23 protein-coding genes are annotated in these 17,389 nt (G+C 31.5%); 9 read left to right on the top strand and 14 right to left on the bottom strand.

Annotation, left to right across the window (positions count from 1 at the left end; all coding sequences use genetic code 11):
- The first annotated feature begins 66 nt into the window (after positions 1-66).
- The 7 genes from AC6CH4_RS16125 to AC6CH4_RS16095 all read left to right on the top strand — a co-directional run bounded on the left by AC6CH4_RS16125 (position 67) and on the right by AC6CH4_RS16095 (position 4,045).
- Complete coding sequence (locus AC6CH4_RS16125) at positions 67-453, top strand: hypothetical protein (RefSeq protein WP_498104714.1); 387 nt, start codon at positions 67-69, stop codon at positions 451-453.
- Between the two features lie 3 nt (positions 454-456).
- On the top strand, positions 457-990 hold the full coding sequence (locus tag AC6CH4_RS16120) for a hypothetical protein (protein WP_498104712.1): 534 nt from the start codon (positions 457-459) through the stop codon (positions 988-990).
- Positions 991-1,092: 102 nt separating this feature from the next.
- Positions 1,093-1,506, top strand: coding sequence for a hypothetical protein (locus AC6CH4_RS16115; protein WP_498104710.1), 414 nt, complete (start codon positions 1,093-1,095; stop codon positions 1,504-1,506).
- A gap of 194 nt (positions 1,507-1,700) precedes the next feature.
- Complete coding sequence (locus tag AC6CH4_RS16110) at positions 1,701-2,147, top strand: SRPBCC family protein (RefSeq protein WP_498104708.1); 447 nt, start codon at positions 1,701-1,703, stop codon at positions 2,145-2,147.
- A gap of 86 nt (positions 2,148-2,233) precedes the next feature.
- Entirely contained in the window at positions 2,234-2,758 is a 525-nt protein-coding gene (locus AC6CH4_RS16105) for a GNAT family N-acetyltransferase (RefSeq protein ID WP_498104706.1), read from the top strand.
- A 58-nt stretch (positions 2,759-2,816) separates the two neighbouring features.
- Positions 2,817-3,503: a DKNYY domain-containing protein gene (locus tag AC6CH4_RS16100; protein ID WP_498104704.1), complete on the top strand. Its 687-nt coding sequence runs from the start codon at positions 2,817-2,819 to the stop codon at positions 3,501-3,503.
- A 173-nt stretch (positions 3,504-3,676) separates the two neighbouring features.
- Positions 3,677-4,045, top strand: coding sequence for a hypothetical protein (locus AC6CH4_RS16095; protein ID WP_498104702.1), 369 nt, complete (start codon positions 3,677-3,679; stop codon positions 4,043-4,045).
- 161 nt (positions 4,046-4,206) lie between these two features.
- On the opposite strand, the gene AC6CH4_RS16090 is transcribed toward AC6CH4_RS16095, so the two are convergent.
- The 13 genes from AC6CH4_RS16090 to AC6CH4_RS16030 form a co-directional block, all read right to left on the bottom strand.
- A complete protein-coding gene (locus tag AC6CH4_RS16090) occupies positions 4,207-4,371 on the bottom strand; it encodes a hypothetical protein (RefSeq protein ID WP_498104700.1) in 165 nt (54 codons plus the stop codon).
- Between the two features lie 26 nt (positions 4,372-4,397).
- Positions 4,398-5,756, bottom strand: a complete 1,359-nt coding sequence (locus AC6CH4_RS16085; protein WP_498104698.1) for a GH1 family beta-glucosidase — start codon at positions 5,754-5,756, stop codon at positions 4,398-4,400.
- Positions 5,757-6,218: 462 nt separating this feature from the next.
- A complete protein-coding gene (locus tag AC6CH4_RS16080; RefSeq protein WP_498104696.1) occupies positions 6,219-6,629 on the bottom strand; it encodes a hypothetical protein in 411 nt (136 codons plus the stop codon).
- 80 nt (positions 6,630-6,709) lie between these two features.
- Positions 6,710-7,612 (bottom strand): hypothetical protein, encoded by a 903-nt coding sequence (locus tag AC6CH4_RS16075; protein ID WP_498104694.1) that lies wholly within the window; start codon positions 7,610-7,612, stop codon positions 6,710-6,712.
- Between the two features lie 4 nt (positions 7,613-7,616).
- On the bottom strand, positions 7,617-8,885 hold the full coding sequence (locus AC6CH4_RS16070) for an ABC transporter permease (protein WP_498104692.1): 1,269 nt from the start codon (positions 8,883-8,885) through the stop codon (positions 7,617-7,619).
- A gap of 3 nt (positions 8,886-8,888) precedes the next feature.
- On the bottom strand, positions 8,889-9,284 hold the full coding sequence (locus AC6CH4_RS16065; protein ID WP_498104690.1) for a hypothetical protein: 396 nt from the start codon (positions 9,282-9,284) through the stop codon (positions 8,889-8,891).
- Between the two features lie 12 nt (positions 9,285-9,296).
- Positions 9,297-9,614: an excalibur calcium-binding domain-containing protein gene (locus AC6CH4_RS16060; RefSeq protein WP_498104688.1), complete on the bottom strand. Its 318-nt coding sequence runs from the start codon at positions 9,612-9,614 to the stop codon at positions 9,297-9,299.
- 2 nt (positions 9,615-9,616) lie between these two features.
- On the bottom strand, positions 9,617-9,928 hold the full coding sequence (locus tag AC6CH4_RS16055; RefSeq protein ID WP_498104686.1) for a DUF4236 domain-containing protein: 312 nt from the start codon (positions 9,926-9,928) through the stop codon (positions 9,617-9,619).
- Between the two features lie 144 nt (positions 9,929-10,072).
- Positions 10,073-10,354, bottom strand: coding sequence for a membrane protein insertion efficiency factor YidD (gene yidD, locus AC6CH4_RS16050; RefSeq protein ID WP_498104684.1), 282 nt, complete (start codon positions 10,352-10,354; stop codon positions 10,073-10,075).
- Positions 10,326-10,586 (bottom strand): hypothetical protein, encoded by a 261-nt coding sequence (locus tag AC6CH4_RS16045; RefSeq protein WP_498104682.1) that lies wholly within the window; start codon positions 10,584-10,586, stop codon positions 10,326-10,328. The genes yidD and AC6CH4_RS16045 overlap by 29 nt, the downstream gene beginning before the upstream one ends.
- A gap of 155 nt (positions 10,587-10,741) precedes the next feature.
- Positions 10,742-11,410: a response regulator gene (locus AC6CH4_RS16040; RefSeq protein WP_498104680.1), complete on the bottom strand. Its 669-nt coding sequence runs from the start codon at positions 11,408-11,410 to the stop codon at positions 10,742-10,744.
- A gap of 6 nt (positions 11,411-11,416) precedes the next feature.
- Positions 11,417-12,883 (bottom strand): tetratricopeptide repeat-containing sensor histidine kinase, encoded by a 1,467-nt coding sequence (locus AC6CH4_RS16035; protein ID WP_498104678.1) that lies wholly within the window; start codon positions 12,881-12,883, stop codon positions 11,417-11,419.
- Positions 12,884-13,175: 292 nt separating this feature from the next.
- Positions 13,176-13,367, bottom strand: a complete 192-nt coding sequence (locus tag AC6CH4_RS16030) for a hypothetical protein (protein ID WP_498104676.1) — start codon at positions 13,365-13,367, stop codon at positions 13,176-13,178.
- Positions 13,368-13,690: 323 nt separating this feature from the next.
- Here AC6CH4_RS16030 and AC6CH4_RS16025 point away from each other — a divergent pair, with 323 nt between their 5' ends.
- A complete protein-coding gene (locus tag AC6CH4_RS16025; protein WP_498104674.1) occupies positions 13,691-14,614 on the top strand; it encodes a hypothetical protein in 924 nt (307 codons plus the stop codon).
- A gap of 87 nt (positions 14,615-14,701) precedes the next feature.
- Here AC6CH4_RS16025 and AC6CH4_RS16020 read toward each other — a convergent pair whose 3' ends face one another.
- Positions 14,702-16,324 carry a L,D-transpeptidase family protein gene (locus tag AC6CH4_RS16020; protein ID WP_498104672.1) on the bottom strand — a complete coding sequence of 541 codons (1,623 nt, stop codon included), beginning with the start codon at positions 16,322-16,324 and terminating at the stop codon, positions 14,702-14,704.
- A 279-nt stretch (positions 16,325-16,603) separates the two neighbouring features.
- Between AC6CH4_RS16020 and AC6CH4_RS16015 the strand changes: the two genes are divergently transcribed.
- Positions 16,604-17,389, top strand: coding sequence for a bestrophin-like domain (locus tag AC6CH4_RS16015; protein ID WP_498104670.1), 786 nt, complete (start codon positions 16,604-16,606; stop codon positions 17,387-17,389).

Below are 17,389 nucleotides of genomic sequence, written 5' to 3'. Positions count from 1 at the left end.
ACAATAGCTGTTTTGCTTTTCAACTGCGTCACTTTTTCTCAGACGACAAAAAAAGAGAATTATACATTGAAAATCATAAAAGCAAAAGTTGTAAAAGGGGACAAACAAACATTTTTGATAACTCCTTCAACTCTCACCAACAATACTAAAGATACATTAAGATATTACAGTATGTCTTGTTCGTGGCAAGACTTTTATTCGGTTGATAGTAATAAATTGCAAGTTGAAGGAAACGAATGTGACAAAAATATCCCAACAATTTTAACACTTGCACCAGGACAATCAAGAACAGTTGAAATTAAACTATTAATAAGTCAGACAATTGATGCTTCTGAAATAAAATTCAAAATCGGCTTCAACTTAATGAAAGTATCTGGTACTAAAAATGAATTTGATTTTAGAGAACTGCAGAAAAAGGAAAATATAATTTGGTCAAATATAATTCCAAGATAAATCATGAAACAACTCTTTATATATTTTACATTTTTATTACTATTAATTTCCTGCAGCCAAAAAGGAAAAGAAAGTAAAGATTCTTCGGAACAGAAAAATCCCGTTAAGAAAATTGAAAAAGAAGTTATTCAGGAGCAATATATTGAAAACGATACTTTATTAGCCAAAATGGAATCTGATTTAAATGTGCTTGTCAAAGACCCAAAATTCACAATTGAAAAAGAGTTGGTTAATAATAGACATGTAGACAATGTAATAGATACAATTAAAACTTTTAAATTTGATAAAATCAATATTAAATCATACAAAGCGGTAAGTGAAGAATGGATATTTGAAGCAAAAATTCTCAATTCAGAATTTGAACTGGCAAAGTCTATAAAAATTGGAATCCATAAAAAAGATTTTGAAAAAATAGTAAAGACAAAATTGAATTCTAATATAGTAAAAGTTGGAGATTCAGAAGAAACATCAGTATTCATTTTTAAATTTGAGAATTATAGTCTTAAAGAAATAGGTTATGAAGGTTATGTAGATTAGAAAACAATAGGCTTAATTTAGTCCCAAACCCGCTGTGGTGCCAGAACGTTGTTCGACATATTAGAAAAAACTAAACGGAAATAATAGAAATCTAGATTTTAAATGAACAAAATACTATACTTAACATTAGGCTTGTTTCTTGGAATAACCTTTAACTCAAAAGCTCAAAATGTATCACAAACCAAAGCCGACTTGAACAAAGTTTTGTGTAAAACTTGGAAAGCAGATTATGCAATGATGAATGGAATCAGAATAAATCAATTGCCTAATAATATTGCATTTGAATTCGAGTTTAATCCTGATAATTCCTATTTAGTAATCAAAGAAAAAACTAAACAAAAAGGAAAATGGACTTTTAATGAAAAGAAAAAATGCATTGACCTTTCAATTAATAACAAAACAAATTCACGCATAACTAAAATTAATGAAAATGAACTTATTTTGGTTTTAGTTTCTGACGGAAAAAGTAATCCTCCAGGTTTACCAAATATGGAAGTATATTGCAAAACTAAATAGAAAATACGTTGCATAACAGCTACTAAAACGTATTTGGGAATTAGGCTTAATGAAAAGTTGGTTTTGTATTTCGCATGATTTTGAAAATCCGAAGAATGTACTTAGTCCCAAATCCGCTGCAGTGCCAGAACGTTGGCGGTCATTTTAGCAGGCAGTTTCTCTAATTTTAATGTTTATTATTAGTAACTTAAATTATGGACAAGGAAACATCTAAAGACGCTCTATTTATCGAAACCATAATTCATACTTCGGTTGAAAAAGTGTGGGAAGCATGGACCGAACCTAGTGTCATAATGAAGTGGTTTGGATCTGATCCAGAAGGAAAAGTATTAAGTGCAAAACTAGATGTTGGGCCAGGCGGTAGTTTTGAAGTAGTATTTAAAGATACCGACCAGACCGAACATACTTGTCATGGCATTTATATCGAGATTGAAAAATTAAGTAAGCTAACATTTACCTGGCATTGGAAAAGCGAACCCAGTGTAGAATCTTTTATTATTTTGTTGCTAACTGAAGAGGGTAAATCAACGAAAATGCAGTTTGAACATATGAATTTTGGAAACGGTTCAAAACATGACTATGTAAAAGGGTGGCAAAGTACTTTCTTAAAACTTAAACAACTATTAGGGCATAACCCTTAAAAGTATTGAAGGAAAAAGAATAACGAACCGTTAACTGCTACTACAATGGATTTGGACATTAGGTTTAATAGGGAAAAAAACAAAAAATGAACAGGAACTTGCAAACTTCCCTAATATTGGTTTCTGAAAGGTTGACGCTTCGGAGGCTTTCAAAAAAAGATTCTGACGAAATATTGCAATTACGCTCGGACAAAGAAATAAATAAATTCCTTGACCGAAAACCTAGCAAAACAGTAGATGATGCCCTAAATTTCATTAACAATATAATTGAAAATGAAAGCGGGGAACTTTTTTATTGGGCCATTACAAAGACTGGCGAAGATAAACTAATAGGTACAATTTGTCTATTTGACATCTTAGATGATGTAAAGAAATGTGAAATTGGATATGAGCTTCTTTCCGAATACCATGGTGAGGGAATTATGATCGAAGCTGCAAAGAAGGTTATAGAATACGCAATTAAAACTCTTGAGCTAAAAACGATAGATGCACTAACACACAAGAACAATCAAACCTCAACTAAACTTCTTCATAAATTAAATTTTAAGAAATTGGATGATATAGTCGAAGATAATCCAAATCTTATTCTATTTAGATTGACAACAGCTTAATTTAATATAAAACGTGCTGTAGTAACAGGGCGTCAGTGGCAATATTAGAAATCCTCCTATGAAAAACACATTCATCATTATTGTTTCAATTATGTTTATATTGGCTAGCTGTAAAAATCAAACTAACTATTTTAAACCAAAAGGAATAATAGATCGAACAAAAGAACTTAAGGGCAAATTAGAATGGACAGTGCTCGGTAATAAGGAAAGTGTTGATGAATATACTAAAATTGGAGATTCAATTTTTGGAGGAGAAATAGCCTGTAATGTAAAACCTTTGAGTGGCATTGACGTAAAATCATTTAAAGTTTTGGCTGGTACTAAATACGCAAAAGATAATAATCATGTGTATTATCCAATAGAAATTTCATGTATAGATTATGAAGATTGTGAAGTTTGTTACTATCGAAAAACAATAGTGGAAAATGCTAACCCAAAAAGATTCAAATATTTAGGAAAAGATTATGCAACAGACAGTATAAATGTTTTTTTTCGTGGAAAATTAATTAAAAATGCTGATGGAACAAGTTTTAAAGTAATTGATGGACCTGAATATTTCTATTTTGCTGTTGACCAAAATAATGTCTATAAGCATTCCGAAGTTTTTAAATCTGCTGATGCCAACACGTTCTACTACAAAAAAGATGATAAAAGAAATATTGGAGATGTATTTATAATTGGAGATAAAAATAAAGAATGGGAATTTATTCCACCAGACTCAATAAAAGAAATAGAAAAGAAATAAATACTGCCAATAATAGCTACTACAATGGATTTAGGTAATTGACTTTAATGGGAAGTTAGTTTTGTATTAGGTATGTTTGGCAAATCCGAATAATGGGCTTAATTTAGTCCCAAACCCAATGTAGTAACAGAACGTTGGCGTATTTTAACCAATCATTCACTAAATAAGAAACAATGAAAAAAATTCTACTTTTACTTTTATTACTTTCAACTAAAACCTTTTGTCAGACTTTTAAAAACGAAAGTAAACTCAATCAAGCCGAAACTGAAGCTTTTATTTTGAAAGAAACCAAAGAAGGTGGAAAATTAGATTTTTTTACCCCGATAAAAGGTAAAGAATATAATGGCTCACAAATTAAACCTGGTATTTATGCTTCAAATATTGAAATTGCATTGTATAAATGGGGAAAAACAAACTATGAGCTTGGAATTGAAAAACTCGATGATGTCCTTGAAATTTTCGTAAAATATAAAGGCAGAGAATTGAATGAAAAAGAAAAGTCATTAATTAAAATGGGATTTGAAAGAGAATTAGAAAAGTAAAGTAACACCAACAGCTACTAACTAAAATGTATTTGGGCACCCGCTTAATTGAAAGTAAGTTTTGTATTTGGGATGATTTGGATAACTAAAATGTAAGTCAATTTAACGCAAAACCACATGTAGCAATAAACAGTGGATGAGTGATTAGCTCCTAAAAACCCTTATAAATTAAGATCATTATTAATCTCTACTTCTTCAGATTCTTTAGTATAGTTTAACTCTTCTTCGATCTTTTTACGGTCTTTTTTATTTTGTTTGATTAGAAAATAAACTAATACAGCGACTCCGATTACTATTGCTGAAATGATAAGCCAATTGATTTCCATAATGATGGTATTTAAGTTCTAAATCTTTATTTTGGGGATAAGAATTCGCCAAACCATAAACCAGATTGTTTGATGGTTCTTTTTTGTGTTTCAAAATCAACGTGAATTAATCCGAATCGGGCGTTGTAACCTTCGGCCCATTCAAAATTATCAGTAAGGCTCCAGACAAAATAACCATCGACATTCAGGCCTTCTTCTTTGGCTTTCAGAATTTGTTCTAAATGATCCTGAATGAAATGTGTACGTTTGATATCGTAAACTTTTCCATTCGTAACCGTGTCAGGAAAAGCGGCACCATTCTCCGTAATTATAATTTTTCGGATGCCTTCGTAACTATTAAATCTTTTTAGAATATGATACAAGGCAGGAGGATAGACTTCCCAACCCATGTCAGTGGCGATGACATTTCTTTTTTCTGCACTGATTAATTCGGCACCAATGTAGGGAGTCAGTAAAGAAGCTTTTACGACTTCTCGCGTATAACATTGCAATCCGATGAAATCAAAATCGAAAGCCAGATTGTTTAGATCATCTTCTTTAATATAATTATTCAGTTTTTTAAGAACGGGCAAATCTTCCTGCGGATAACCCAAACCTAAAAGCGGTTCTATAAAAGTTCGGTTCAGTAAAGTATCAACACGATTTGCGGCATCAATATCTTTTTGGTTTTGAGAAAAAGGCTCAATATGGGTGCAGGAGAAAGTGGTTCCGATATTAGCATCGGGAACATTATTTCGAAGGATTTTTGCACCGGCAACCGTAGCCAATGTTACATGATGCATGGCTTTTAGATAATTGGTAATCCCCTTTTTTCCGGGAGCGTGAATTCCCAGAAAATAACCAGCTCCGGTAAAAACAGAAGGTTCATTAATGACCATCCAGTTTTTAACGCGATCACCAAAATGTTTGGCGCAAACTTCAACATATTCTGAAAACCAGGAAACTGATTCACGATTGGTCCATCCGCCTTTTACTTCAAGCGCATGCGGTAAATCCCAATGATAAAGTGTTACCCAGGGTTCAATACCTTGCTCGAGCAATGAATCGATGATTTTGTTGTAGTAGTCAATTCCAGCCTGATTTACAGGATGAATTCCGGTTGGCATAATTCGGGGCCAACTAATAGAAAACCTGAAATTCGGAATATTTAATTGGCTTATAAGATCAATATCGTTTTGGTACGAATTATAAAAATCACAAGCTGTTAGGGCATGATGGCCATTTTTGACTCTTCCTTTTTGAGACGTAAAAACATCCCAGATCGAAGAACCTTTTCCGTCGGCATCATGAGCTCCTTCAATTTGGAAAGCGGCGGTAGAAACACCCCACAAGAAATCGTCTCCAAATTGGTTTTTGTGCAAAAATGAGTTCTCAACTTTATTCATTCAATTGACTTTCCTTATTTTAAAACTAAAAATTTATTTAAAACTAATAAATTTATTAGTGAAGGAAAGTAGAATGCATTGCTCTTAGAAAAAGCCATTCTTTGAATGAAACCAGAAAATTTAGATTGAAGAATTTCATGACGTTTAGTTTTATTCAAATTAATAAAACTAATATGAATTGAGTGTAATGTTAAGATTATGAAAATGTTAAGAGATTTAAAAACAGATTAAAAAGATATTAGTCTTCCCAACCGCAGAGTGTTAATCCGTAGCCTTGCGCCTGCGAAAGGGGTACTTTGGTTAAGACGTGACGACATGCGGTGAGTCCGCGGCAGTTTTCGTTATAATGGTATTTTTTTGCACCCGTTGGACCGCAGATATACACTTTGGTCTCAACAGGGTGAAAAGAGGTCAGGAAAATAAATAAAAAGAGTAGGTTATATTTCATTTGGGGAGCTTTATTTATTTGACAATTAATTGGTATTCATTTCCTTTTTTATCAGTCGCTTTTAATTTTCCAAAAGCAATCCATTCGGTATTAATTTCAAGATCAGCAATGGAATCATTTTTCAATATTCCGGCACCATATTTTCCTGAAACGTTTATGTTTCCGAAAACAGAATCATTAGTGCAGTTTATTCCTTTTACATCATAATTATACTCATAATGTCCAGAATTCCCCGTTCTGTATTTGTATTGATAAATATTGTCTACATGGTAGGTTTTGGCTTCTTCCGGAGTAATAGTTTTGCGGTCATCAGCCGTAATCACCTCCTTATAAAATGTGTTTATTTTTTGAGGAGGCGGAGCAGCTGCTTTTTCGCAGGAAACTATAACTAATAGGAAAAATGTGAGTAAGTAGTTTTTTAGCATAGACGTTGTGTAAAGTATTTAATGCCCGATAAAAGTAATTGGAACTGATGTTTTCTAAATGCGTAGTTATACGGGATTATTTACTCCGCTTTCTTTAATATAAAATCCTCGATAATTTTTCCCATGTTAGAAGGCAGGTCAGCATTTTTAATTTCAAAATGTTTTATATTCATTTCGGTAAACCATTTAGTCCAGTATGCTTTAATTACTTTTTCTTCGTAGGGATTGCTTTTACTCGGATTTATTCCTAAAACTAAAACTTCGAGATTAGATAAATCAGTATTTATTTTAATGAATCCAAAATCCTGATCTTTTATTTTCTTTTCCCAATCTTGGGTATTCAATCCATTTTTGCGGATAAGTTCCGGAGTAATATAAGTACTCCTGTTTTTTTCTTTTATCAAAGTGCCATCATAAAATAGATAACCGTCAGTAAGTACAATAAGTATATTTCGATATCCATTTTCAATACATTGGTCTTTTACTTTATTGTCGAAAAAACTCCAAATATCAGATCCTATATAATTATCATCTTTTATGGCAGAGTTATAAATTTTTGAAGTTTGGGCAGCATAATTTGCATTTATAGAATTTAGAAAATCTTTTGATGCATTATTTTTATCAATTGAAATTCTTAGATCTTTTGAGATTGAATTAATTTTTGGATCTAAAGGTTCCGGATTGAAAAACAATTGCATTTTGTCATCAATTTGCCGTATCCTTTTTTCTTTTAAATGCTGTGTAAAAGTTTCAGAAACAGATTTTATATAACCTAAATCTCTTTGATAATATTCCATCGTTGGATTTGGATTCTTTTTAAGGCTAATTCTATCTGATAAATCGATTAGGATGCTGAGGTTAAAATTTTCTGCACCAGGTTTTTTAATGGAAACTTCGTTCTCTTCTTTATCAGATTCTTGTTTGCATGAAAAAACAGAAACTAATAGTATAACCATTAAAATGGTTTTAAAAATGCTTTTCATAATATCAGTTTTTAGAATATACTAAATGTTGAAAATCGGGATCAACTAAATTTAATTTCCCAAGATGTTCTTCGGATAAGTTTTCGCAACCTTCCAACAACTCAACTTTCTCTTTGTGCGGTAAAGCTATTTCCGTATTAATGGCCTGGAACCAACCTTCTTTATATTGGTGGTGATAATGCAGATATTCTTTTACAGGAAAAACAAAGCCATCAATTTTAGATTGCAATTCTGAATTTTTTCCGTTGAGTGTAACTACCTGTTGTTTAAAATCATTGACTTTAGCAATAACATCAACTTTCAATTTATCTAAATCTATTTGTTTTTCTTTTTTGCCTCTGATGAAAGCCCTGATTTTATCAATGTTTTCAAATTCTTTCATTACAAAATCGAAAACAAGTCCCCAAATAATATAAACTACAAATCCTGCGAATATGATCATCCAGAATTCAGCTTCGCCTAATGCAATATTTAAGTTATAAGGAGAAGAATCTGTTGTTTTGTTAAACTCGTAAATCTTCTTTTCAATTTGATAAGCTAAAAGAGCATCAAATAAAAAGGTTGTAATAAATAAGCCTATCATTCTTATGATGTTTTTGATACCTTTTTCTTTTTGAACCATATGAATTACATAACCCAATCCCATAAATACAAACGGAATCGTAATGACCAAAACCCCTTCAAGCCAGCTTGCTTTAAAAGAATTGGTTAAGGCATTTGCATCAAAAATGGCGGCCGTTAAACTATCATTGGCAAACTCTTTGAAAAAAGCAGAGTAAGATGCCGAGATATAAAAGACTAATAGATAAAGTGTTATCGGTAATAAGAGAAATAAACCAATATAAAATTGGGCTTTTAAGCCTTTACCGTCTTCGATTCCGTATTTATCAGGATTGCGTTTGACTTCAATAATATCACTCTTTATTTGATCGATTTCATCATTAATATCCTGTTCCTTCTTTTCAAAGATTCCTATTGCAGCTTCAGATTTTTTAAGCTCCGTTCTGTTTTTTTCCTGTTCTTCCCTGTACGGTTGTTTTAACCTGTCCTGTTCTAGTTTTTGTTTGCGGCATTGATCTTCAAAACTCATATAGAGATTTTGCAGACATGCTTTTAAAACAATAGGTTTTCCGGTTGCTTTTACTGATGCTACAAACCCGCTTTGATAATACGTTATTCTTATTTGCTCTCTGTCTTCTTCATTGTCATCAAAAGTTTTGACAGGAGAATCTTCAGTTTTTTTTATGCTGAATAATTGTGTAAGTGATTTCATAACTTAAGAATTTAGTTGACTAATAATTTCTTCCTTCTGTATGTTTTTCTGAACACAATCAATGAGATAAGAAGAAAGCTCGTTAATGTTTTCATCCAAAAAATTAAATTTCCTGCAATACTTTTTAAGCATATTTAATTCATCATCAGTAATTTTTTCATCCGCCCAAATGATTCTTGTAAAATCATATAAGTATTCGATTCGGGTATTCAAATCTTCAGGAATAATTAGCTCTGTATTAATTGGATTTAGAAAAAGTTTATCCAATTCTTCTCTTGGAATTCCTCTTTCGTCGGCAAAATGATACATCATTTGCAATTCTAATACATCAAATCGATCATCTGATAATGCCATTTGATATAATCTTAGAAAATGACTTTTTAGTTCTAGTGTTATCATTGTTTAAATTGTTTATTTTAAATTTTCGCATGCTTTTCCATCGCCATCAGAATCTAAGTTTTTATAACAGGTTTTATTGCTGTTATAAGCAGATTGTGCTGCAGCTTGAGATGAAAAATCACCGCAAGTTTTGGTTGGACAATTAGAGCTTGGACTATCTGAGGTATCCGATGATTCTGAGCAAGAAATTACAGATCCTATTAAGACTGATAGTAAAAAAATAAGTATGCATCCGCTATTTTTCTTTGTATAAGATTTGGATCTTGTATTAGCGAAATGCCCTTGAACATACGTTCCGTCTTTTTTATAATATCCTTTTCTATATCCCATGATTATAAATGTTTTAGTGTGAAAATTAAAAATGTTATGATTCCTGTAAATGCAATTAATACGATACAGCCACTATTTTGGTATCTCACTCCAGATATACCTGTTTTTACAGAATAACCGTTTCTACTAAATGTTCCCATCTTAGTTCTTAAACTTGGAGAAATTCCGGATTTACTAATGTTTAATCCGAGTCCTCCTCCAAGTCTGATTCTTTTTTGAAATCGAAAGCCCATGAGATAATTATCTTTTATGGCATTCAGAGCAGCAATATGCACATCCATCAGATTGTGGATAAGTTTTTTTTGCTTCGTCAACTGCAGGTTTACAGCTCGAAAAAAGACCTAAGTACTTTTTACTAACAATAACTTTAAAATATGGACATTCATCGGTGTGAACTTCATGATCTCCATTTTTTTGTTCGGTGTTATTTACATAATAATTTTTCATAATTTTTGATTTTAATTGATTAATCTTTCAGCAATTTCTTCCTTTTCAATTATTATTTGAGAAGGAAGAATCATTAGTATTTTGTTATCTATTGGATTTTTGAAAATTTGAAAGTTTCCTCTGCAATTTTGAAATCGAAAACGAAATGCTTTCAATCCGTTGATGAAACCTTCTTTCTGAGTTACTTCAAAAACATAATTGGAACAGGATTTTTTAAAAATGCATTTTTTCCTTTTAGAAGGAGGGATGCAATTCCAATACATTTTAATAGCAAATAATATTAAATGTTTCATCTATTTTTGAAAGACAACCAAATGGGTAAAAAGTGTTTGAGCGGGTCTTGCTCCAATTCCAAAACATCCTAGTTCTGCGTGAACAAAAGTTGTTATGTTTTCTACGCGGACAATATTGCCAGTCTTTTTCAGTATAATGTTTAATCAAACTTTCTAATTGTTCTGCGATTTGTGTTGACGAATTTTTCTTTAGATCGATTGAAGCTGCGAATGGTACTACTTTATATTCCATGATTTTTTGATTTTAGTTAATGTTTAATTAATTTATAATTCAAACTTAAACCTATTTAAAATCAGTATTTTACGGAAATCCATAATCGTAAAATTAGTTTTCAGAAATAAAAAAAGCTCCCGAAGGAGCTTTGAAAATTGTGCAGTAATGAGATTTTAAATAATCCCCATATCTTTTGCAATAGAAATCAATTGTATGGTATTATTTGCCTTGAAAAAATCTTTCAATTTAGAAAGTCTTTTTTCCATGGCACTTTTGCTGTTTGGTTTTATACCCAAGTCCTTAAAGAGTTGTATGATTTCATCTTGTGGAGTTCCGGATGCTAAATGTTTTAAAATTTTAATGTCTAAATCATCTATTTCAAAATTGTTCTTTTCCTGAAGTGCAGAAGCAACTTCAGGTGATATAAATTTTTGATCTGAAGTTGAAGTAATATGAATTGCTTTTTTCAATTCTTCAATACTGTTAAGACCTTTTAATACAAAAGCATCAATTTCAGCATGGTCAAAAAGCGATTTAATACGGTAATTTTTATCTTCAACCGAATAAGCAATAATTTTTATATCAGGTTGTAATTCCCGTACTTTTTGAACCAGTTCGTCACCATTAGTAATTTTTACTTCACGATGATCTGTCTTGAAGGAAAGATCGCTAATTAATAAATCATACGGTTCATTTTTATTTATAGCCGCGCGTATTTTCAGAAAAGCTTCATCACAATATTTTGAATGTTGAAAATCGACAATATCTAAATCTTTTAAGACTTGTTCGATTCCTAAACTGATGGCATCCAGATCTTCGGCTATTATTACTTTTTTAAACATAGGCATTTATTTAGGCATGGATATTTTTACTTTGAATCCTTTTTCTGGTTCAGAGTCAAAAGTAATAGTTCCTTTTATAGCCAGAATACGGTTTTCCATATTTTGTAAGCCATTTTTTATAATTTGATCTTTTTCGCAGCCTTTTCCGTTGTCTGTATAATTGATTTCGATAGCATTTGCAGTACTTTCAAACTTTAAAACCACTACCTGAGCTTCGCTGTGTTTTTTCATATTTACCATCAATTCCTGCAACACTCTATGAGTGGTGATTTTTTTAATATCATCAATGGTGTCCCAATTTACTTTTTCGATACTATTTATAATAACATTTGTATTGTTGCTATTATAGGTCGAAAGCATTTCTTTTAACTGAACTGAATAATTTGTTCCGGTTTCAATAGTATTATTTTCTCTTGAAATGCCACGAACACGTGTATAGATATGATTAAGTTTTTGTAGTAAAGTTTCTTTTATATCTTCTTTTGTTAAGGATTGCGTTTGTGCAAAAGTGATGGCATAAAAAACATCATTAGCGAGTTCGTCATGAATATCCTTTGCAATTCGGGTTTCAGTATCGTACGACGTTTTTATTTTTTCGATTCTGCTTTTGTTTCTGTAATATCTTATCAGAATTACTATTACAATAATCAAAAAGATAATCCCGATTCCAGCCACTATCCTTTGATATTTTGCTTCCTGAAGTGATAATAAATTCTCCGCTTTTTCTAAACGAAGTTTTTGATTCTCATCTTTCTCTTTTTTCGAATCGTATTTAATTTTGGCAAACTTATTTTTGAAGTTGTTCCTGATTTTGATGATACTGTCATTCAAAAAAACATATTTTTGAGCGTATACTGTATTGTTACCAGAATTGTTTGTCATTAAAAACGATAAGGCTTCTAATCGTTCATCAACACTATTAAGTTTTGTAGCATTTTGATAAGCCAATTGGGCATATTCATTCGATTTTTTGGCATCGGTTTTTGAATAGTATTCGGCTAAATGTAAACAACTTTCAATACTTCCGTAAGAATCCCCAAGTTGATTTCTTAGAGTAAGACTTTCTAGCATTAACAAAAGTCCTTTTTGATTCATTGCTTTTTTAAAATAAGCGAACCCGAGATTGTCTAAAATTCTAAGTTTTCTTTTTGTTGGTGATTTAGCGGGTGATGAATTTTTGTTTAGGAGTGATTCTAAGATTTTTATTGCCTTGTCATATTTTTTCTGCTGAATATAAACGACTGCAATATTATTTAAAGGAGCTTGCTTTGATGATTCTTCTTTCACACCTTTTAATGCTTCATTGTAATAATAAATTGCATCGTCATAAAGAGAAAGCTCCTTATCAGCAATGCCGAAAAAATTGTTTACAGCTGCAAGATAATTTTTATCTTTTCGGATATACGGCAAAGCATCAGTCAACGTTTCCTTACTTCCATAATAATCTCCATTCATTTGTTGAATGTATGCCATCTGAATTAGATTAAAAGCAATATTACTACTGTCTTTTAATTTCTCAAAAGCTATTTTTGATTTATTAAAATAAAAAAAAGAAGTATTAAAATTACTTTTTTGGAAATGAGTTATTCCTTTTTCCTGTAAAAGAAAGGCCTCTTTTTTGTTTGGATTTGTGGTAGTGCTTATAGGAGTTTTGTCCTTACAAGAAATAAAGAAGACAAAAATAAGCAAACAAAAAATCGGGGATCGTAACATTTAATTTACTTTCCCCGAAATTACTGATTTATTGTGGACTAAAGATTTTTAATTAATCTTTTTTTGGTGGTTGAATAATGATTGGATCATCTCCAGGGCCATCAGCATAGGATGGCGTTTCTGGATTTAACTCTTTTTTTACCTCAGTTGCAGACTTGTTATCTGATGTTTCTTCATCAGCTGTGCAAGAAAATAATGTAGCACTCAATAGCGCAAATGTTCCCATTAAAAATAATTTTTTCATGTTTTCTATGATTTAAAAATTAGGCATGGGTATGGCCGTTCGGAACTAGAACTTTTCCGAATGTTGTTAAATGGCAATACCAAATTTTGTTTAGGAAGTGAAGTATGTAGAACAGTAAGATTTTATCTATACTTCCCGGATAAACTCCGTCTTACGGTTTTCCATACTTTTTAAGTGAACTAGTTTTGTACATTTGTTCTTATCGCGATATCGAACAATAACTAATTTTGATGTAGCAAAGATCCGACGCTTACAAACCTGTATTGCTAAGTGTTTCCGGTTTTTCGGATCATTCCGATATTTCGAATAATTCCGTATAGCTTATGAGTAACTTTACTATTGAAGATTATAAAACAGCGATTAGAGCTAATTATAAATTGGCAATTGAAGAAGACATGTCTGGTGTTTTATCTGATCCAACACCTGCCCAATTAAGAGATTTTTATCTTAGACTTTTGGAAAAAGGTTTGAGTAAAATTGATGAAGAGATTATAAAAATGTTTTTAAGGGCTAATGAAAATTCATCATTAAAAAAAGCAATTGAAAACTGCAATATTGAGAAGTTAAAACCTATAATTTCTTTTTTACAAGGAGGTAATACAGAAAATAGACAGAGAATTGAAATGGCGGCTATTTTAATTAATTTTCAGTTTCGTCCTTTTAGAAAATTTCAAGACGGAGAAATAGTTGAAGAGAAAAAATCAATTCAAGATTTTAATAAATCTAAAACAGTTATTGTTGAAAATGAAAATGAGATTGAAGTGGAAGAGACTGGAAACAAAAACGAGCTTACTTTTGAAAATGTTCCAACAGATAAAAAACCTTCTGTTGTTAAATTTACAAATCGATTTAATAAAAAATTAAAGTTGACTGCAGCTGGCATTTTAATTGTTTTTTGTTTGGGATTTGGAATCAGTTATTATATTTTTCCAAAAGAACAATGCATGCAATGGACGAATGATCATTATGATAAAGTTGATTGTGATCTAAAAATTGAAGGAATTGGAAAGTTAGGAAAAGTAGAACCCTATGATGAAAGTAAGTTTGGACTTAAAAAAATAAAAGTCTGCGATACGACAACCTGCTTTATAAATGGAGATGCAATTGTTTGGTATGCAAAAACAAGTAGTGATAAAGCAGATTTCTTTAACACACACGGAAGGCATCCTGAAAACAATAAGCCATTAAGACCCGTAACTGATTATATCAAAAAAAAATACGGCGAAAAAAGTGCTTCCAAAAAATAAAAAAACCTCCAAAAATCGTGTTTTTGGAGGTTTCTGTGCTCTTCAATCTTTATTCTATACTCTTTACTCTATTTTCTAAAAAAAAATCTAATTATTCGCTGTCTTAAACCCAGTATCCTGAGGAAAGAGTAAACTATTTAATTTAACATCTCGCTCATAAACATCAGGAAAGAATCCAATGTCACCTTCTTTGCTAACCCAGGCGGTAAAGTAACCAATGTAGATTGGGATCTTTTTTGTTAGTTTGAAGGGCGTTTCTTTAACTCCGCTCATAGCCGAATTAATCTTATCGAGAGTCCAATCCGGATAATCCTTCATCATTGAAATGGCAAGATCTTTTGCTTTTTCAACATTGATGCAACCGTGACTGAAAATACGTTTCTCAAAACCAAACAAACTCTTAGACGGCGAGTCGTGCATATAAATATCGTTTGGATTCGGGAACATAAATTTTACAAGTCCCAAAGCATTATCAGGACCTGGTTTTTGCCTTACGTTTCCGCCATTCCATTCCATATTATGATCGGCCAGATAGTTTTTCTCTTCTGCCATTTTCAATTTTAATTCATTTTTAATGATGCTGCTCGGCACATACCAATACGGACTAAAAACAATACGATCTATCTGTCCGCTAAAAATGACAGTTTGGGTTAAAGGTGTTCCGATAAAAACATTGGAGACAATATCATAATTTCCATTTCGGACAAAATAGAGCCTAAACGACGGAATGTTAACCATCACATATTCTTCCTGATTTTCTAATGTTGGCGGAATCCATCTGCAGCGTTCCATATTCAGCATCAAAGTTTTGATACGGTCACTAATAGGTTCGTTCATTTGAGCGATATGTTCTTTTGTAATAATATAATTTGGAGTCAGCACATGGCGGAGTTTATATTTCATTACACCATCCATTAATTCCCGGTCATAAAAATTGCTTTTAGAATCCTGTGCCAAATCGCCAATCACAAAAAGTCTTGTTCTGACATCCTGAATCGTAACCCCCGTATCATCCGGTCTCAAATCTTTGTATGGATTCGGTAGGGTTATGGTTTTCCAGGTATTATTTTTTTCAATTTCTCTGTATTTTTTTAAAACATCCTGAAGTTTGTAATATTGACTAAACAGAACATGATTATTTCGATCTAATAAATTTGGATTGATAACAAGGGAATCCAGTAAAGTTTGATAAGAAAGTTTTTTCTTTGGTAAATACCATTCAATTTTATTTTGTGTAGCTGCATCCATTCCCTGAAAAACATGTTTTGCATAAAGAATGTACATCGAACTTAATAAAAGTTCAGTATCAGAATCAGAAACTTTATCAGTTGAATCTTCATCAAAAACCTCGTCTATTTTATCTTTATACGGAATCCTGACCTGAACCCCTTCTTCATAAGTGGAATTCAGTTTATGATACATCAAATGGCCAAATTCATTTATGTCATTGCCGTCATACCAAATTGATTTATAAGCCCTCTCTTTGTATAAAGATGAGACATCGTTTTGGTAATCTTTTAATTGAGAATATTTTTTAAAAAAGGCTAATACGGTTGCATCGTTAATAGTAGGAGCGGCATATTTAGCACCAGCACTATTCGGAATAAAAAAAGCAAATTTGTTTTCAGAAAAAAGTTTATCCTTTGAATACCCGAAGGAAGAAATAAGAAAACAAGAAATTAAAAAGATTTTCAGAGTAAAATTTTTCATTTTTTTTCATTTTACGTTACTACTATTTACCAAAAGGTCAATGCAGGTTGAGGTAATAAAAAAAATGATTTGGGGGAAATCGTATTGAATGCCAATTTGTACAATCAAATTTAGAAAAAAAATCTTATTATTTTTTTTATTTTTTAGCAAAAACATTTGATTTTAATTTCTAGTGATAAGAAAAAAAAATAATTGTAATAATTTGAAAATCAGTAGTTTTTGTTTGTGGAATAAAGATTATATTTGATAGTCAGATTTACTATCTAATACGAAAGAACAATGATAAATGTAAGTTTTTTTGAGATTGCAGGAATGTTTATTATTCCTTTCTTCAGCATTTTAATCCCCATTCTTGCCGGTCAGTATTACGGTTTATTTATAAAGAATAAATCCGGAAAAGTAAACGATTCTCCGGTAGGATCGGTAGTTGGAGCTGCACTTGGACTTTTGGCTTTTATGCTGGCGTTTACATTTCAAATTGTAGACAATCGTTATAATAACAGAAAAGAACTTTTGCTTGAAGAAGTTACTACAATCAGAACTGCCTATCTACAATCCGGATTAATACCTGAACCATATCGTTCTTCTTCCCGAAAACTTTTAAAAGAATATACAGATATGCGGGTAAGCCTTTTTAAAGATCTTTCCGTTAAAAAAATAGAAAATCTAAAGGAAAGATCACAAAGTATTCTTGATTCGCTTTGGGGTTATTCTGAAGCTCTGGCAGCGCAAGATCGCAGTTCTGAAGCTTATTCACTTTATACGGGTTCAATAAACGAACTCGTTGATACTTATAACAAACGCGTAACTTTTACATTCGAATATCGACTGCCTGTTACAATTTTATGGGTGCTGTTTATCATAACTTTATTTACGATGCTTATTCTCGGTTATCAATTTGGAATTTCAGGTAAAACAAATCATGTTTTGGCCGTTTTTATTTCCATTATTTTTTCTTCGGTAATGTTTCTTATTTTAGCTTTAGATCGCCCGGAGACAGGAATAATGCAATTAAATCAGGCTCCAATGGAAACGCTTCATAAACAGCTTCATAGTAAAAACTAG

Source organism: Flavobacterium sp. GQ95 (genome assembly GCF_059758655.1).
This window is presented reverse-complemented; position numbering and strand designations above follow the sequence as displayed.

Excerpts from the sequence above, each read along its gene's own strand:
- AC6CH4_RS16080 (WP_498104696.1), bottom strand. The coding sequence starts at position 6,629 with ATGCTAAAAAACTACTTACTCACATTTTTCCTATTAGTTATAGTTTCC.
- AC6CH4_RS16035 (WP_498104678.1), bottom strand. The coding sequence starts at position 12,883 with ATGGCATACATTCAACAAATGAATGGAGATTATTATGGAAGTAAGGAA.
- AC6CH4_RS16105 (WP_498104706.1), top strand. The coding sequence starts at position 2,234 with ATGAACAGGAACTTGCAAACTTCCCTAATATTGGTTTCTGAAAGGTTG.
- AC6CH4_RS16110 (WP_498104708.1), top strand. The coding sequence starts at position 1,701 with ATGGACAAGGAAACATCTAAAGACGCTCTATTTATCGAAACCATAATT.
- AC6CH4_RS16115 (WP_498104710.1), top strand. The coding sequence starts at position 1,093 with ATGAACAAAATACTATACTTAACATTAGGCTTGTTTCTTGGAATAACC.
- AC6CH4_RS16085 (WP_498104698.1), bottom strand. The coding sequence starts at position 5,756 with ATGAATAAAGTTGAGAACTCATTTTTGCACAAAAACCAATTTGGAGAC.
- AC6CH4_RS16070 (WP_498104692.1), bottom strand. The coding sequence starts at position 8,885 with ATGAAATCACTTACACAATTATTCAGCATAAAAAAAACTGAAGATTCT.
- AC6CH4_RS16120 (WP_498104712.1), top strand. The coding sequence starts at position 457 with ATGAAACAACTCTTTATATATTTTACATTTTTATTACTATTAATTTCC.
- AC6CH4_RS16100 (WP_498104704.1), top strand. The coding sequence starts at position 2,817 with ATGAAAAACACATTCATCATTATTGTTTCAATTATGTTTATATTGGCT.
- yidD (WP_498104684.1), bottom strand. The coding sequence starts at position 10,354 with ATGAAACATTTAATATTATTTGCTATTAAAATGTATTGGAATTGCATC.
- AC6CH4_RS16065 (WP_498104690.1), bottom strand. The coding sequence starts at position 9,284 with ATGATAACACTAGAACTAAAAAGTCATTTTCTAAGATTATATCAAATG.
- AC6CH4_RS16020 (WP_498104672.1), bottom strand. The coding sequence starts at position 16,324 with ATGAAAAATTTTACTCTGAAAATCTTTTTAATTTCTTGTTTTCTTATT.
- AC6CH4_RS16045 (WP_498104682.1), bottom strand. The coding sequence starts at position 10,586 with ATGGAATATAAAGTAGTACCATTCGCAGCTTCAATCGATCTAAAGAAA.
- AC6CH4_RS16095 (WP_498104702.1), top strand. The coding sequence starts at position 3,677 with ATGAAAAAAATTCTACTTTTACTTTTATTACTTTCAACTAAAACCTTT.
- AC6CH4_RS16090 (WP_498104700.1), bottom strand. The coding sequence starts at position 4,371 with ATGGAAATCAATTGGCTTATCATTTCAGCAATAGTAATCGGAGTCGCT.
- AC6CH4_RS16060 (WP_498104688.1), bottom strand. The coding sequence starts at position 9,614 with ATGGGATATAGAAAAGGATATTATAAAAAAGACGGAACGTATGTTCAA.
- AC6CH4_RS16040 (WP_498104680.1), bottom strand. The coding sequence starts at position 11,410 with ATGTTTAAAAAAGTAATAATAGCCGAAGATCTGGATGCCATCAGTTTA.
- AC6CH4_RS16075 (WP_498104694.1), bottom strand. The coding sequence starts at position 7,612 with ATGAAAAGCATTTTTAAAACCATTTTAATGGTTATACTATTAGTTTCT.
- AC6CH4_RS16015 (WP_498104670.1), top strand. The coding sequence starts at position 16,604 with ATGATAAATGTAAGTTTTTTTGAGATTGCAGGAATGTTTATTATTCCT.
- AC6CH4_RS16025 (WP_498104674.1), top strand. The coding sequence starts at position 13,691 with ATGAGTAACTTTACTATTGAAGATTATAAAACAGCGATTAGAGCTAAT.
- AC6CH4_RS16030 (WP_498104676.1), bottom strand. The coding sequence starts at position 13,367 with ATGAAAAAATTATTTTTAATGGGAACATTTGCGCTATTGAGTGCTACA.